Annotated in this window: 12 protein-coding genes; 8 read left to right on the forward strand and 4 right to left on the reverse strand. The window is 41.1% G+C overall.

Features of this window, described 5'->3' with window-relative positions; all coding sequences use genetic code 11:
• Positions 1-35 precede the first annotated feature (35 nt).
• The 3 genes from QOL76_RS05380 to QOL76_RS05390 all read right to left on the reverse strand — a co-directional run bounded on the left by QOL76_RS05380 (position 36) and on the right by QOL76_RS05390 (position 4,405).
• Positions 36-2,711 carry a TonB-dependent receptor plug domain-containing protein gene (locus tag QOL76_RS05380; RefSeq protein ID WP_283412006.1) on the reverse strand — a complete coding sequence of 892 codons (2,676 nt, stop codon included), beginning with the start codon at positions 2,709-2,711 and terminating at the stop codon, positions 36-38.
• 74 nt (positions 2,712-2,785) lie between these two features.
• Complete coding sequence (gene rlmN, locus QOL76_RS05385) at positions 2,786-3,853, reverse strand: dual-specificity RNA methyltransferase RlmN (RefSeq protein ID WP_283412007.1); 1,068 nt, start codon at positions 3,851-3,853, stop codon at positions 2,786-2,788.
• A gap of 69 nt (positions 3,854-3,922) precedes the next feature.
• Entirely contained in the window at positions 3,923-4,405 is a 483-nt protein-coding gene (locus tag QOL76_RS05390; RefSeq protein ID WP_283412008.1) for a peptide deformylase, read from the reverse strand.
• Positions 4,406-4,582: 177 nt separating this feature from the next.
• On the opposite strand from QOL76_RS05390, the gene QOL76_RS05395 reads away from it, so the two are divergent.
• The 4 genes from QOL76_RS05395 (at position 4,583) to QOL76_RS05410 (ending at position 8,640) form a co-directional block, all read left to right on the forward strand.
• Positions 4,583-4,807, forward strand: coding sequence for a hypothetical protein (locus QOL76_RS05395; protein WP_283412009.1), 225 nt, complete (start codon positions 4,583-4,585; stop codon positions 4,805-4,807).
• Positions 4,808-4,866: 59 nt separating this feature from the next.
• Complete coding sequence (locus QOL76_RS05400) at positions 4,867-6,063, forward strand: DUF4934 domain-containing protein (protein WP_283412010.1); 1,197 nt, start codon at positions 4,867-4,869, stop codon at positions 6,061-6,063.
• Positions 6,064-6,192: 129 nt separating this feature from the next.
• Complete coding sequence (locus QOL76_RS05405; protein WP_283412011.1) at positions 6,193-8,094, forward strand: ABC-F family ATP-binding cassette domain-containing protein; 1,902 nt, start codon at positions 6,193-6,195, stop codon at positions 8,092-8,094.
• Between the two features lie 75 nt (positions 8,095-8,169).
• Complete coding sequence (locus QOL76_RS05410; protein ID WP_283412012.1) at positions 8,170-8,640, forward strand: hypothetical protein; 471 nt, start codon at positions 8,170-8,172, stop codon at positions 8,638-8,640.
• 175 nt (positions 8,641-8,815) lie between these two features.
• Here the strand turns inward: QOL76_RS05410 and QOL76_RS05415 are convergent, their stop codons facing one another.
• The gene (locus QOL76_RS05415; RefSeq protein WP_283412013.1) at positions 8,816-11,056 is read right to left on the reverse strand and encodes a TonB-dependent receptor family protein; all 2,241 of its coding nucleotides are present in this window, start codon (positions 11,054-11,056) and stop codon (positions 8,816-8,818) included.
• A gap of 133 nt (positions 11,057-11,189) precedes the next feature.
• On the opposite strand from QOL76_RS05415, the gene QOL76_RS05420 reads away from it, so the two are divergent.
• The 4 genes from QOL76_RS05420 to QOL76_RS05435 all read left to right on the forward strand — a co-directional run bounded on the left by QOL76_RS05420 (position 11,190) and on the right by QOL76_RS05435 (position 16,997).
• Positions 11,190-13,238, forward strand: coding sequence for an alpha-L-fucosidase (locus QOL76_RS05420; protein WP_283412014.1), 2,049 nt, complete (start codon positions 11,190-11,192; stop codon positions 13,236-13,238).
• Positions 13,239-13,257: 19 nt separating this feature from the next.
• Positions 13,258-14,646, forward strand: a complete 1,389-nt coding sequence (locus QOL76_RS05425) for a sulfatase family protein (RefSeq protein WP_283412015.1) — start codon at positions 13,258-13,260, stop codon at positions 14,644-14,646.
• Between the two features lie 67 nt (positions 14,647-14,713).
• Positions 14,714-15,286 (forward strand): gluconate 2-dehydrogenase subunit 3 family protein, encoded by a 573-nt coding sequence (locus QOL76_RS05430; protein WP_283412016.1) that lies wholly within the window; start codon positions 14,714-14,716, stop codon positions 15,284-15,286.
• Complete coding sequence (locus QOL76_RS05435; protein ID WP_283412017.1) at positions 15,279-16,997, forward strand: GMC oxidoreductase; 1,719 nt, start codon at positions 15,279-15,281, stop codon at positions 16,995-16,997. The genes QOL76_RS05430 and QOL76_RS05435 overlap by 8 nt, the downstream gene beginning before the upstream one ends.
• The last annotated feature ends 233 nt before the right edge of the window (positions 16,998-17,230 follow it).

The following is a 17,230-nucleotide window of genomic DNA, read 5'->3' on the forward strand; positions in this document are numbered from 1 at the left end:
AGAAATTAGCTGAGATTAGGAAATAAAACAATTCCTCATTCTAAAACTCTGACCAATCTACCCAATCTACCTGATTCATCCATTCCCTCGATTACTATTACCAGCCTTTTAGCCAGATCCGTGTTAAAAAATTCCAAATTTGTCTCTCCTTTTTCATCCAAGGTGACTAAAGGGTTCCAATACACTGTGGATCTTTCATCTGTCATGGCATTTTCCACTGTTTTGGTGTCATATTTTGGCAGGTAAAACTCCCTTGGGACAGCATATCCGCCAAAGCGGGTGACCAGACTTCCTTTTTCATTTGTAAATATCTCTCCACCGGTCTTGGTATATACCGCGATCACGCCATTCGCCCCTTGGGCTCCGAAAATAGCAGCTTTTGCAGGATCTTTGAATACATCCACACTTTTGACCATGCTTGGATTTACTTGCATCAGTGTGCCTGCATCCACTGGCATATTGTCCAAAAGATAGAGCGGTTGCGTACCAGAAGTAATCGAACCCACTCCTCTGATAAGTACATTTACATCCAAGCCAGAGACAAACACCTGAACACCAGCGACCCTGCCTTGTATCAACTGAAATACATTTGTAAATGCAACAGCTCCTGGGATTTTTTCCGGGAGAAGCGTTACATCTCCTGAGCCATAAATTTTTTGAATTTCATCCTCCTCTTTTTGTAAAGTCGTCGATTCTACCGTCACTCCTTCTATATCCACTATTTCATCCTGACCGTTGATCATTTGATTCATCCTAAATCTAGATTCATAAGTGGCGGCAAGCTCCTCAGACCAAAGTGGCTTGTCAGAATATTTTCCTGCTATAGTAAAGAATACGGGCTCAGGTAGTTCTAAATCTATATCCACAAAATTCTTAAGTCTATTATCATCAGCAGTAATGGTGATTGTAGCTGAATCTAGGTAATTCAAATCCTTAAAGATAAACCTGCCATTTGGACCAAACTCCGATGTTATTATCTCAATACCTTCACCGACTAATGCCGTTATCTTGCCCCCGGCTAAGCCTTTCTTGGTGTCCTCTGCATCAGAGACTTGGCCTTCTACATTCAATCCTTGTTCTATAAAATTATCGATTTTTGGAAAGGTAGATGACATCACATCTTCCCAGCTAAACCGTCTCCATCCATGGGTTAGCATTACCAAGTCCAAGGATTGCTGGTTTTCTGGACTATCATCAAAGTACCGCCCAGCCTGATATATATTACCGTGCAAGTCTGAAGTCAACAACAGCGAGGATAGAATATTGCTTCCCATATCCTTAGATGGGTCCACCTGATCTGCATCTAATACGGCTACCGAGAAGCTTCCAGTGCTAGCTCCCCCTGGAAAAGAAGCGTTAAGTCCAAGGTTTATTTTTTCTCGTTTGGCAATATTTCCAGATTTTGACAATTCAATATCGATCAGATCGTCCTGTTGGAAGAAAAGCAATCGCTGAAGTAGTGGAGTTCCATCAGCACTTAGGACGGTGATTTCATTTATTCCGGATATGAGATTTTCCTTAGGAATTCTAACCCCCCATGTTCCGTTTGATAAAACCCCCTTTATCATATAATTAATAATTCCTCTGGTTTGGGAGACCAGCAAGAGCTCTTTAGGGTTATGCTCACCCTGTATAAATACTGTCAAGTAGGCTACTGCCGGATTATTGATTACCTGCATGACTAAGCCGGACGCATCGATCTCAGGAAGATTTACTAAGACTTCCTGACCGGTTGTCTTTTCAAAGATTTTAGCCTGATGACTATTGCCAGTAGGAGTAAATTCAAATTTGCCTAAGCCTGCAAAATTACTTTCAAAGCTAGTTTCACTGCCTAAGATATTGCCGTTAATAGCTGCTGGAAGTCCATCAGGATAGAGTGCACGGAAGGCAAAGTTTGACTTCATATCTACAACAGCGTGTCCTCCCTCTGGCAAAAACTGAATGTCTGCTAACGTCAAACTATAAGGTAGCCTTATTTTTTGGGTGACAGAATAGTTCTCATTCTCCAGATAAGTCAGCTCCAAATGCTGGGATAAATTTGCCTTTTCAGGTATGCTAAACGTAAAATTGACTTCCCCATCAGCATTTAAAATTACCTCCTGAGAATATACTTCTTCGCCTTCAGCTAGGACTTTTACATCAATTGCCTTACTACTCAGCGGGTTTCCTTTACTATCTACAGCTGCTAGATTTGCTTTATAGGTTACTTTTCCATTAGAAGTGGTTATACTTCCGTAGGTGATTTTCGGTAGGAAGGAGCCTCCTGCTCCGTCGATGACATTCACCACGGAAGTGGAAAAGTACTCTTCTCCGAAATTACGCATCCAAGCCGTATAGGCTTTGATCTGATATATTCCAGCTTTGCCAAAGGCCGGCAATACAAAATCTCCACTTCCCCTTCCTTTCTCAAGCCGCAGGACTTTTTGCTCTAGAAGCAATCCTTCTCCATCAAATAGGTCCACATACAATGTAGAACTGAGTGGGGAAGGAACTTGAGCGCTCCCAGCCGTAAGATATGCACTAAACCATAAGTCTTCACCCAGGGTATAAGTACTCTTGTCCAGATGTAAGTAGGCCTTCTCTATCGGGAATTCTTTCTGATAAGTATCAAAAAAAGTCTGGATTTTTGGTATTATTTCATCTTGAGCAACTACTGGTTTCAAAAAAGAAAAGCTAAGAAGTAGCGTAAGAACGACAATATGAACTTTCATATAAAAGGAGTTGGCATGTTTGAAAGAAAGTCTTAATAAAACTAAAGGACGTTTAATTAACAATTAAAAATACGTTAATTAGTATTAAGTTCACCTACCTCATTTTTGTTTGCCAATTGCCCACAGGCTGCATCGATGTCCTGACCACGGGATTTTCTCACTTTAGCAATGATGCCCTGCGATTCCAATACGCGAACATACATATCGACTGCTTCCTGCTTAGCCTGGCGGAATTCTCCCTCGTCGATAGGATTGTACTGGATCAGGTTGACTTTAGAAGGAATGATTTTACAGAATTTGGCCAACGCCCGAGCATGCCGCTCATCGTCATTGATTCCTTCCCAAATCACATATTCGTAGGTAACTTTGCGTTTGGTCTTTTCATACCAATACTTCAATGATTCACCCAACTCTTCCACTGGATTGCTATCGTTGATTGGCATGAGCCGTGACCTAGTTTCGTTGATCGCAGAGTGGAGCGAGACGGCCAGATTGAAGCGAACTTCATCATCGGCTAGCTTGCGGATCATTTTGGTGACTCCCACAGTAGAAACAGTAATCCTTCTTGGCGCCATTCCCAATCCTTCCGGAGAGGTGATTTTATCTATCGCTTCCAGCACATTCGCATAGTTTAGCAATGGCTCCCCCATTCCCATAAAAACAATATTGGTCAAGGGACGCTGGAAGTAAGTTTCAGCCTCATCTTTGATAGCCACTACCTGATCGTAGATCTCATCCGGATTCAGATTTCGCATACGTTTTAATCGAGCAGTCGCGCAAAAATTACAATCCAGACTACAACCAACCTGGGAAGAAACACAAGCCGTAATCCGCTTAGTCGTTGGGATCAAAACAGACTCTACGATCTTATTGTCATAAAGCTTCACCGCATTCTTGATGGTGCCATCTGAGGAATGCTGCATCAGATCCACGAGAATATGATTGATCTCAAAATGCGTTTTGAGCATCTCCCGCGTACTCAGCGAGATATTACTCATCTCGTCAAAGTTCTTCAGAGACTTATTCCACAGCCATTCATAGACTTGCTTGGCGCGGAATTTCTTATCCCCCTGCGCCAAAAAGAATTCTTCCAACTGCGCCAGAGATAGCTTACGGATGTCTTTTTTCTGAATTGCTTCCATGATGCAAAGGTAAGAGATTCTTGGGTATCAAGAAGCTGGGGTATGAGTATCAAGATGAAAGGTGCGGGATTATTTCCACTTGAAGCTTTTCTGATCTATAGCTCGCATGGTACAAAGTATTCCATTTAGGTGATCGAATTCATGCTGAATCAATTCAGAAATAGCTCCAGAAACATTCCATTCCTTTTGTTCCCAATTCTCATCTCTATAAGTCAGGGTCACGGATTGATGTCTTTTTACCTTGACTAGCAAATTCGGAAAACTCATGCAGTCATCCCACAACTCAAACTTCTCGTCACTGAGATTTTTAAGCTCCGGATTGAGAATCACATAGGGTTTATCCAAGTTTAGGTAAAACATCCGCTTCATAATCCCTAGCTGTGGAGCAGCGATTCCTCTCCCAAAACCATAAACGCTTCGAATATCGGCCATGGCCTCATGTAATTCCTGGACCCAACCCGATACTTGATCCAGTTCGGATTCTAAAATTGGCTCACATACTTCGTAAAGCCTAGGATCGCCGAGTTTGAGGATGTCGTGAATGGTTTTCATATCACCTAATAAATTAGCAATTTATACCCTATATAGGGTATTTTTAGTCAATCGCCGATCTTCTTCGTCTTAATGTTTGCATAATAATAATAATAATAATAATATGTTGCGACTAGCGAATCAGTTGATTTGTCGCTCTTGGCCAAGGGGTAACTATCTAACAAAAATTTAATTATTATGAAAAAAGTAATTTTAGGTATACTACTCCCAGTCTTCTTCATTTTTGCATTTTCTTCTAGTCCAGTATTGGCTCAAGAAGAAGAAGAACCATGTGAGGAAAGTGAAGGTTGTGAAGAGGAAACTCCGAAATACTATAAAATGGGACAGACAGGACCCAACACCTTTTGTTGTGTACCTAGTACAAATTCATTGGACACATGTACAGGAATACCTTGTTTATAATCAATACTTTCATCAATTACAAAAAAGAGGGGGGAGACCCCTTCTTTAACTTTCACTCTATGAAAAAATGTCTTTACTTTTTACAGTTTCTTATTTTAGCATCATTATTTTTCAATTGTTCTTCTCCAGAAAAGAGTGAAATAATTGAATCAAAAACAGTTTCAATAAATCTTCAAGAAGCAAATCCTGATAAATTTGACTCAATGTTTGCAATAGAGGAAATGATGTCTATTGGAGGGTCTGAAAATATCCCAATAAAGCAAATCAAAAGAATCCTGCAGAGGGAAAGTAAGTATTGGATCCTTACTTCGAATAAAATCTTGAAACTAGATTCAGATGGTGAAATTTTGGGTTCGATTTCTAGTCAGGGAAATGGACCAGGAGAATTTCAAACTGTTGATGATATCCGATGGAATGATGGTTCCAATTTTATAGAGGTGTTAGATAAAAACAGCGGCAAATTAATACGATTTAATTCCCAAGGGGAATTTCAAAATGAATGGAATAATCCTTACCTATACTTAGCCACTTCCTTTATGCCTCAAGGGGATGATTATTTCATTTATGGCGGCGTATTTTTTAGTGGAGATGGAGATCGCGCTGTCTTGGTATCTGGAAAAACTGGTGAGAAAAAGGAAGGATTCAGCAAAATTGGAAATGAAAGAGGCTATTTAAGCGTACTTAATAATGACACTTTTTATGCTAAAGATGGAGCTATCGAGTTTTTTTATTCCGATAGTGACTCTCTTTATACACTGAGCGAAAATGGATCTAGTGTAAAATATATTTTTGACTTTGGAAAATTTCAAACTCCTCCAGAGTTCTTTGATCGTTCCTTTGAAAACATCATGGACTTTAGAAATCAAGCAGCAGAAAATAATTATGCTTCAGTTTTTTCAATACAACCCACAGACAAACATATATTCCTTTTCATAATTCAGGGTTCTAATTATTATACTACAACAGTAGATAGAGCTAAAAATAAGGTTAGAATAGCAAAAGGTTGGTCGACCGAATTTGGGAGTGATTTTTCAAATTTGAGTTCTTATTCAGCCTATACCCCGATTGGTAGTGATAGCCAATTCTTATATTTCTCTATAGACCCTTACTCAATTAAATCGGAAATCGATAAACTGAGTGGAAATCCGTCACTTCCTGAATTTTTAAAAAAGAATGCATATGTTGATCGTATCTATCAAGATTTTGATCAATATGAAAACCCGTACCTACTTAAGATCCGAATCAATGATTTTTAAAAAGAATAGTCATTATTTTAGATAATATTTACAGACTAACCCAATCTGCCTGTAGATAAATTATTGATACGCTGGGGAGAATTTACAATTCCACCCTTTTACGTACCTTCTTTTCCTTACTTTTGCGGCATGAATTACCTTTCGGTCGAAAATCTCAGTAAAGCGTTCGGTGAGCGCAAGCTTTTTTCCAATATCTCTTTTGGCATTTCTCAAGGTCAGAAAATCGCCCTTGTCGGCATCAATGGTGCAGGCAAATCCACGCTGATGAAAATCATCATGGGTTTGGAGATTCCTGATACAGGGCAGGTTGGAATAAACCAGCAGGTAAAAGTCGCTTATGTGCATCAAAACCCGGTTTTTGAAGGTACGATGAGCATCTACCAAACGATTTTTGATCAAAGTAATTCGGAAGTGCTCAAAGTGATTGAGGATTATCACAAGGCAATGCTGGAAGCGGAGCGCGGTATTGACAACTCGGATAAAATGTCCGTTTTGTTTGAGAAAATGGATGCTTTCCAAGCCTGGGATTTTGAATATCAGGTGAAGGAAGTACTCGGCAAACTGGGGCTTCATGACACCGATCTTCCAGTAGGAACACTTTCCGGTGGTCAGCGTAAGCGGGTTGCTTTGGCGAAAGCAATCCTGGAAAAGCCTGACTTACTTTTACTTGATGAGCCTACCAACCATCTGGATCTGGAAACTATCGAATGGCTGGAAGACTATTTGGCAAAAGCCAATCTTGCACTTTTCATGGTAACTCACGATAGGTATTTTTTGGAGAAAGTAACCAATGAGATCCTAGAGCTAGATCAGGGTAAAGTGCATAGATATTTAGGCAACTATGGCTACTTCTTAGATAAAAAAGAAGAGCGTATGGAGATCGAGGATATAGAACTCGAAAAAGCCAAAAGCCTCTACAAAAAAGAATTGGATTGGATTCGTCGTCAGCCAAAGGCGAGAAGCACCAAAGCAAAGTATCGTGTGGACGCTTTCGAAGAAACCAAAGAAAAAGCCTCTCAGAAGCGGGAGGAACGTGATATTCAATTGACGGTGACCACTCAACGTTTGGGTAATAAGATCATTGAGATCGATAAGATGAATAAGGCTTTTGGCGATAAAACTATCGTCAATGACTTCTCCTATACCTTCAAAAAGAAAGACAGAGTAGGAATTGTAGGCCCAAATGGTGCTGGAAAGACTACCTTTCTTAATATGATCACGGGTCAGTTAGCGCCTGATTCTGGAAAAGTTTCCATCGGACAAACTACTGCTTTTGGTTATTACAGACAGGAAGAAAGTAGCTTTGATGAGGAAAAGCGTCTGATAGATATCGTGAAGGAAGTGGCTGAAGTGGTGACTATCGCGGGAGGTGCAGAAATTACTGTTTCCCAGTTTTTGACACAGTTTGGTTTTCCTCCCAAGCAGCAACATACGCCAATCGCCAAACTTAGCGGTGGGGAGAGAAGAAGACTTCAACTGCTGATGGTCTTGATCAAGAATCCTAACTTTTTGATTCTCGATGAGCCTACCAATGATCTGGATTTGATGACGCTTAATACACTGGAGGAGTTTTTGGATTCTTTCCCGGGCTGCTTGATCATTGTTTCCCATGATCGATATTTTATGGATCGCTTGGTGGAGCATTTGTTTGTATTCGAGGGAGAAGGTGAGATCTCTGATTTCCCTGGGAATTATTCTGAATTCCGGGAAGTGGAAAAGGACCGAAGTCCGAAGACGGAAGACGGAAGTAAATCAGCACCAAAGAAGCAAGATGAGAAAGTTGAGGTGAAAGAAATTGCTCCGACGAAAGTAAAAGCCAGCTTTAAGCAAAAGAATGAGTTTAAGGAAGTGAATGCTTCCATGGCCAAATTGGAGAAAGAAAAGGCAGAAATCACTGATAAAATAGCCGCAGGAATAGCTGATCACGAAGAACTAATCAAGCAATCCAACCGGATCGGAGAAATCGATTCAGAATTGGAAGAATTGGAATTGACTTGGTTGGAGTTGAGTGAGTTGGACGGGATAGAGTAGTACTTCGTCATTGCGAGCGACGCAGGAGTGAAGCAATCTTTATTAAAACAGAGAAGAGAAATTTAAATAAGCGAAATGGAAAGTAATCATTCCTATCATTTACTTTTTAAATATGTGCTATTAGGCGCTGGTTTAGTAATAATATCAGTGCCTTTGCTCTCACTTCTTTTTCCAAACCTAGTTGAGATAAATGGTAAAACTGGAGCTATGAGTCCTATTTCATCTAGTTTATTTGGAATTATTGGAGTGATTCTGATCGTACTTTTTCTTTCAATAAAGGATAAGTTTGCAGTGGTTAAGATAGGAAATCAAACAATAACGATTAAGCAAAATGGAAAAGTGTATACTTTCCAATGGATGGAGATCGAATCAGTAACTCAGTTTCAGTTTGTCTTTCCTCCTTTGTATAAACTTACTATCAAAGACAATGAAAAGACAGTTTGGTTTAATACAGAGCCAACCTACACAAGTATTGGAGGTTATACTACAGACAATAGTGAAATGGGAAATTTGATCAAAAAAATGAAAAGAGAGTTGAGTCTTTAAATTCTAAAACTACAACTTTCTAAAATCTCCCTGCCCCCTTTAATTGACTTTTCGAATCCAAGCAAACTGTGCAATCTAAGGGGGAGCTACGGCAATGAAGAGTTGCGCAAGTCTTGGCTCTCGAATCTTGGTTCTAATATCTATTGTCTTCCGTCTTGCTACTAATGTCTAGCTATCAATACAAAAACGCCACCTTCACCCCTCCAAACCAGTTCCTTGTCGGCGCTGGTTGATAATATCTTCCGCCAAAGGGATTGAGGTCATTTCCAAGTGAGTAGCTTTCATTCAGTAAATTATCCACACCCGCAAAGGCTTCCAATTCCCATTTTCCCGCAAAACTTCTTGCCCAGCCGAATCTTGCATTCACCAAATTATAGGCATCCTGATAAACAGTATTGGCATCATTGAGCGGGATCTCATCGGTGAATTGGTGAGTGAAATTCAGGTAAAATCCTGGAGCAGTTCGAAGATCCAAGCGAGAAACCAGCGTATTTGGGGAGACGCCGGTCAGGTCATTTCCTGAGTAATCGTTATCTCCCTTCTGATAATTCGTAAAAGTGAAGTAATTCCCAGTGAATGCAGTCCCGATTTTTAGATTACGGACAAATCCCGTTTCATTGCTGATTAGCGCATAATCAATCGCTGCTTCTATTCCTTTTTGATTTGTGGACCCTGCATTTCGGAATAGAACCACGCCTTGCGGATTGGTGTAAGTGGTGATGGTTTGATCAAGTTTGAAGTAAAAAGCAGTCAGATCCAGATTTAATTTTCCTTTTCCCAGCCTATAGCCGAGTTCATAATTGATTCCCTTTTCTGCTTCCAAATCAAGATTCAAACTTCCCTCATTTGTCCGAACTTCGTCTATAGTCGGTGGAGAAAAACCACTGCTGATACTTCCATATACTCCTGAGTAGTTGTTGAGCTGATAATTCAGCGCAAAACGCGGAACAACAATCGGATCAAATTTCCGCGTTTGCAAACCTAAAGTTCCGCCAGAAGCGTCGATTTGTCGATCGATTTCCAGACTGCTGAAATTCTCGCTCAGTGCGATAGTCACCATGAAGTTTTGCATCAAATTCCACTCTGCCTGTTGAAATAAAAATCCTTGAGTAGCCCGAAGCTTATCAGCGAATCTGACCGTATCGGCTACACCATTCACATTTCCAAAATTTTGGGCATCCGTCAAACTGGTTTGATATTCACCTCCTGCGATGATTCTCAGGTTTTTTGCGGCTAATTTTCCATCATAAGTGAATTTCGTTCTGCCACCAAAACCAAATCCCAGTTCCTTTTTGTAATCCAAAAGAAAGGGGTTTTCAAAGTCATTGGTGTTCAAATAGAGGGTAGTGGAATTCTTTACTTTGGAAGAAAAACGATACAAATGACCAATTGAAGCAAATACGGATTGCTGGGAAATTGAACTGTTTTGATTTACTGATCCAGGTCTGGATTGAGTTGGGTCTTCCGCCACCTGATCCGCATTGAGTCCTCCAGGAATTTGATAATTCAAATCAGAAATCAATAGCTGAGTGCGAACCTCCTGCTTGTCTGAAACACTGAAAAATCCTCCCAATTGGAAGACTTGTCTATCCATTGCTGATTGCTCTCTATAGCCGTCTGATTTTTGGCTAACGTAGGAAGCCTCAAATCCACCATTTCCAACTTGCTGAGAAACTCCCAATCTGAAGCGCGTCATTCCGAAATCTCCAGCCATAAAATCGGCCGTTACTCTTCCACCAATTGGATCAGCAGGACTGTAGAGATTTACCACGCCGCCATTACCAGCGCCATAGATGCTTCCCGATGGGCCCTTGATGACTTCAGCATTTCGGATATTAGATAGATCTAGCAAATTCAAAGCAGTGGTACCATCAGGAGCGGTAAATGGGACTTCATTCCAATACACCTTCACATTTCGCACGCCAAAAGGAGCTCGAATGGAACTGCCACGAATCGAAATTCTATAACTTGCTGGGGCACGTTCTTCTATACGTACTCCAGGTTTCGTGTTGAATGAATTGACAATCGACGTTTCATTAAAGCGATTAAAATCCTGCTCTGAAACAACGACAATTGCTGCCGATTGCTCTAGCAGTGGGCGCTCAGATTCAAAGGCTGAAACGGTGATTTCGGATAGGTTAAGCGATTTTTCGGTTAATTCAACGGTATGCTCGCCTTCTCCCAATATCGCAGTGAGAGGTTCATAACCCGATTTGAAGAAAGAGAAACTCTGATTTTCCGACCCTGAAAAAGCCAAAATTCCTGAGATGTTGGTGAGTTGAGCTTTGCCTTTTTCAGGTTGTACTCGCACGTTTTCCAATGGAGTTTGTGTTTTAGCGTCGATGACTTTTATCTGAATCTGTGCCTGGCACAAAAAGGAGGAAAGAAGAAAAGCCAATGTCAAAATTTTATACATAAACGCAAATTAATGTCTTTCCCTCGAAGTTAGTATTGAGATTACACCAATGATCATTTCTAATATGTTTAGATTTGATACTTCTTTCAATATTGAGGCATAAGCCCTAATTTTCTCGCATAATTTATTCCTTATGAAAAAAATACTTTGGCCTGCACTTTTGTTAATTCTTACTTTCTGTCAAGAAAAAGTTGCTCCACCTGCCCCTGTTCTTCCCGTTCCAGATGCAAAGCAGATTGCTTGGCAAGAATTGGAATATTACGGTTTTGTGCACTTCAATATGAATACATTCTCAGATAGAGAGTGGGGATTTGGTGATGAGAAACCAGAGATGTTTAATCCAACTGATCTCCAGCCTAGGCAATGGGCTCAGGTAGCTGCCGAAGCTGGTATGAAAGGATTGATCATCACGGCTAAGCACCACGATGGATTTGTCCTTTGGCCTTCGGCTTATACAGAGCATTCGATTAAAAATAGCCCTTGGAAGGATGGAAAGGGTGATTTGATCAAAGAACTGGCTGAAGCATGTAAGGAATACGGATTGAAATTCGGAATCTATTATTCGCCTTGGGATAGAAATCACCCTGACTATGGCAAGCCGGAATATATCACCTACATGAGAAATCAGTTGACGGAATTGCTTAGCAACTATGGAGATATTTTCGAAGTCTGGTTTGACGGAGCAAACGGCGGAGACGGTTATTATGGTGGAGCAAATGAGGCTAGAAAAGTAGATAAACTAACGTATTATGATTGGCCAAATACCTATAAGCTTGTGCGTGAGTTGCAGCCGGGAGCCATGTTATTTAGCGATGGCGGGCCTGACGTACGTTGGGTAGGAAATGAGCATGGCTTTGCCTATGAGACAACTTGGTCAAATTTAATGCGTGACTCTGTCTATGCTGGTATGCCGGAGTATCCCGAAAAATATGCTTCAGGTCAAGAAAATGGTACGCATTGGGTTCCCGCGGAAGCAGATGTTTCCATTCGCCCAGGATGGTATTATCATAAATATGAAGATCACAAGGTCAGGTCACTTGAACAGCTTCTGGAAATTTACTATAAAAGCATCGGGAGAAACAGCTCTTTACTGATCAACTTTCCCGTGGACACGCGTGGCTTGATTCACGAAAATGATGTGGAGGCGATTTTAAAATTTGGTGAAAAAGTGAAAGAGGACTTTGCTGTAAATCTTGCAGCCCAAGCCAGCGTAAGTGCTGATGAGGAGAGAGGAGCGGGATATGAGGCCGAAAATATTCAAGATGAAAATTATGAAAGCTATTGGACTATTCCTGATGGAGGAAAAACTGGAGAGATCACTATAGATTTTGGTAGAGAAACGACTTTCAATAGACTTTTAATTCAGGAATACACCCCTCTTGGCCAGCGAGTGAAAGCATTTGTCCTTGAGAAAGAATCTGGTGAAACCTGGGAGAAAATCGCTGAAGGAACGACCGTTGGTCACAAAAGAATTCTCAGATTTCCTGATGTCACAGCGACAAAGGTTCGGGTGAGATTCACCGATGGGAAGGATATTCCGGTTATTTCAGAGATAGGAATTTACAATGCACCTAAGCTCTTACTTCCTCCAAGCTATTCCAGAGCTACGACAGGTGATGTGTCTTTAAGCGCTCCGGACGAAGGATTGGAAATCTATTACACTGTAGATGGATCAGAACCAAGCGTAGCAAGTCAGCAATATTCAGAGCCTTTTCAAATCGAACAAGCAAGTACTTTGCAAGCAATTTCTATCGATCCAGCTACTGGTAAGAAAAGCGAGTCACTTCGAATTGATGTGGATTTAGCAAAATCAAAATGGGTCGGCTCAACGGAAAAATCTGCCAAAGCAATTGACGAAAACGCCGGGTCTTACTTTACCAGTGAGAATAATATTCTTACCGTGGACTTAGGTGAATCGGTTTCTTTGAAAGGTTTCACCTACTTGCCTATGCAGGGAAGATATCCAAGTGGGTTTATTACCAATTTTGCGTTTGAAGTAAGTGAAAATGGCACTTCATGGAAGCAGGTAGCTTCAGGAGAATTTTCAAATATTGTCAATAGTCCAATCGAGCAAACCATCAGATTTGATGCTGTGAATGCACACTTTATCCGCTTGAAAGCAACCAAAACTGCAGATGGAAATCCTGCGACTTTCGCGGAAGTAGGAGTTTTGACAAAATAATATCAGAAAGTAAAATATAATGAAACTCCAATTAGGTCTAATTCTGGGAGCTACTCTTTTGCTAGCTTCCTGTGCCAAAGAAGAAAAAAAGGTTGCTCCAACTAAGCCCAATGTTATTGTTATCCTTTCGGACGATCAAGGCACGCTGGATTTGAATAGTTATGGTTCAACTGATTTATCCACACCAAACCTTGGCCGATTGGCAGCTTCGGGAGTACGATTCACTCAATTCTATGCTGTGGCGCCGGTTTGCTCACCCTCCAGAGCTGGACTTTTGACGGGAAGGTATAATTACAATGCAGGTCTCTATGGAAACGTGGATATTCCTGCTCATGACCCGGAAGGAAAGTCAGGTATGCCAACCGAGCAAATTACTATGGCTGAGCTATTCAAACCGGCAGGTTATAGAACAGCTTCCATTGGTAAATGGCATTTGGGACATACCCCAGAACAGCTTCCAAACGGTCAAGGTTTCGATTATTTCTTCGGGCACCAAAGGGGTTGTATCGATAATTACTCCCACTATTTCTTCTGGAGCGGGCCAAATCTTCACGATTTGTATCAAAACGAGAAAGAAATCTATCGTCCTGGAGAATTCTTTGGCGACTTGATGGTGGAGGAAGTGAAGGAGTTTACTCAACCTTCGGCAGATCCCTTTTTCATCTATTGGGCGATCAATATGCCTCACTATCCATATCAGGGCAGACCTAGTTGGTTGGAGCATTATAAGGATTTACCAAGTCCGCGTAAGGAATATGCAGCTTTTATTTCCACGTTGGATGAGTTGGTAGGAAATGTATTGGATCATTTGGAGGAAACGGGTCAGTTGGATAATACAATTATCGTCTTCCAATCCGATCATGGACACAGCACAGAAGAACGTGCCTATTTTGGTGGAGGTAATGCCGGGCCCTTCAATGGCGCAAAGTTCAGCATGCTGGAAGGAGGTATCCGAGTACCTGCGATCATTTCCTGGCCAGGTGGTGATCTTCCCAAAGGCGAAGTAAGAAATCAATGGGCTGGAAGTGTGGATTGGTTTCCCACACTTGCTGACTTGGCAGAAGTAGAAATGCCAAATGCAGCGGATATGGATGGCATCAGCTTAAGAGATGTCATTTACGATAACGCACCTTCTGGACATGATGTGATGCATTGGGTTACTGGCAACCCTGAAGTAACTACCAACTCTTGGGCAGTTCGAAAAGGACCGTGGAAACTACTTGGCAACCCTCGTGATCCTGCCAAGAAATTGACATTTTCCGAGGAGGACGAACTCTATCTGGTCAATTTGTCTCAGGACAGCACGGAATCCAAAAATCTAAAATTGGAATATCCTGAGGTTACAGCAGAATTATTACTTCTACATGAGGATTGGCTTAAAGGAGTTTTGGACTCCAAATCAAAATAAGGTGGAAATTAATAATTGATTTGTCTATTTTGAAGGCAAAGTTTATTACCCATAACTTAGTTATAACATGAACAGACGAATCGCACTTAGGCATCTCGCGCTGATTTCTGGAGGACTTGCCCTAATTCCTTCCTGCGACTTCAGCTCAGACGATATTCTTGCCGCATATGAAAATCTCAAGGTTACTGCTTCGCAAAAGCAACTTTTGGGAGACATCTCCAATACAATAATACCAGCAGGTGAACTCAAAGGTGCTTTAGAGTTGGAAGTACCTGACTTCATTCTCGTAATGGTGAATGATTGTATGACTTCGGATAATCAGGTTCTTTTCAGTACCGGATTAGCAGCTTTTTCTGAATACGCCAAGAATACATCAGGCAAAAAATATGATAATCTCAGTAGCAAGGAGAAAGAAGATCTGATCCAACAGGGAATTGATTTGAAGCCTGCTGAAACGCCTGAAGGTGAAAAAGAACGAGCTATCTCTTATTTCCTTAATACAACCAAGAGATTAACCATGCAGGGCTATATGGCCTCAGAGTATATTCAGACAGAAATTATTCCTTACTCACTTATTCCTGGACCATATAATGGTGCAGCGCTAATCTCAGAAACTCAAAAACCTAGAATCAATGGCTAATCTGAATATCAGAAACAAACAGGAACGAACGTATCAAGCCATAGTCGTAGGTTCTGGAGCCAGTGGAGGATGGGCAGCCAAGGAGTTTGGAGACTTGGGGGTGAAAACTCTTTTGCTCGAAAGAGGTAGAAATGTAGAGCATATCAAGGATTATCCTACCACCAACCTTCTTCCTTACGAATTCAAGCATAGAGGAAAATTACCCCAAAAGGTCCTCGATGAAAACCCTATTGTTTCTAAATGCTACGCCTTTGGAGAAGATTCTGAGCACTTTTTTGCCAAAGATGCTGAGCAGCCTTACATCCAGGAAAAGCCATTTGACTGGATTAAAGGATATCAGGTAGGTGGAAAATCCCTTCTTTGGGCTAGACAAGTTCAACGCTGGTCAGACTATGATTTCGAGGGTCCAGCGAGAGATGGATTTGCGGTGGACTGGCCGATTCGATACAAGGATATTGCTCCATGGTACAGCCATGTGGAAAAGTTTGCGGGTGTTTCTGGAAATCTTGATGGACTAGATACGTTGCCTGATGGGGAATTTTTGCCTGGATATGATTTAAATATTGTAGAGAAGCATTTTGCCCAAAAGCTAAAAGAAACCTATGGTGGGGATCGACATATGATTTCTGCCAGATGTGCGCACATTCATGAGCCAAGGCCAGAATTTACTGCACAAGGAAGAGCTTCTTGTCAAAACAGAAATCTTTGTCAACGCGGATGTCCTTTTGGAGGATATTTCAGTAGCAATTCTTCTACGATTCCCTGGGCTTTGAAAAGTGGAAACGTAACGCTAAGACCAGATTCGGTGGTCCATTCCATTATTTACGACGATAAAAAAGGTAAGGCAACTGGCGTTAGAGTAATTGATGCACATACTAAAGAAGTTGAAGAATTCTATGCAGATGTAATCTTTATCAATGCTGCCGCGATTAATTCCAATGCCATTTTGATGAATTCTACTTCTGCTAGATTCCCTAATGGACTTGGAAACGACAGTGGGGTTTTGGGTAAATATTTTGCTTTCCATAATTACCGTGCACAAGTAAATGGCTCTTACGAAGGATTTATGGAATACACCACCACAGGCGGACGTCCTACCAGTGGTTATATTCCTAGATTTAGAAACGTGAAAAAGCAGGAAACCGATTTTTTACGTGGTTATGCAGGGGGATTTAGTGCTTATAGAGGTGGAGGCTACGTAGCTGACGCGAGAGTAGGAATGGATTTGAAAAATAGCATGCTCAATAAAACTCCGCCTGATGGACCTTGGAGAGTTGGCTCACATATGATGGGAGAGACTATCCCTAAAGAGTCGAATTACATTGCTTTGGACAAAGACAGACTTGACCCCTATGGTTTACCTACCTTGAAATTCAATGTGTCTTACGATGACAATGATGAGAAGATGATCTTGGATTATCAGGAGCAGGTTTCCGAAATGTTTGAGAAAGCAGGATTTACAGACATTAGGGTAAATGACGATCATAGAACCCCAGGATTGGATATTCACGAAATGGGGGGCGTAAGAATGGGCAAGGATCCAAAAACGTCTATGCTCAATGGCAATCATCAGCTACATGCCGTCCCAAATGTATATGTGACCGACGGTGCTTGCATGACTTCTACCTCTACCCAAAATCCTACATTGACCTACATGGCATTTGCAGCGAGAGCTGCGCACCACGCAGTGAATGAAAGCAAGAAAGGTTGATTGAGCATTCAATTGATTGGTAAAAACCCTTAGGAAAACTTGTATTCCTAAGGGTTTTTTGATTTTGAACAGTAATAAAAAATTGCTGGAAGTGTTGGTTTTCAGAGGTTTTCATATAAAAGTCTTGATTAATTGGTTAATTGACTTAGAATTTGAACAAAATAGGGGTTAACGCGTGTTAAAAATCAGGTTTATAAACCAGCCCACACAAATATGAAATCGAGCACTCCTTT

This window comes from Algoriphagus winogradskyi (genome assembly GCF_900182815.1).
GTDB lineage: Bacteria > Bacteroidota > Bacteroidia > Cytophagales > Cyclobacteriaceae > Algoriphagus > Algoriphagus winogradskyi.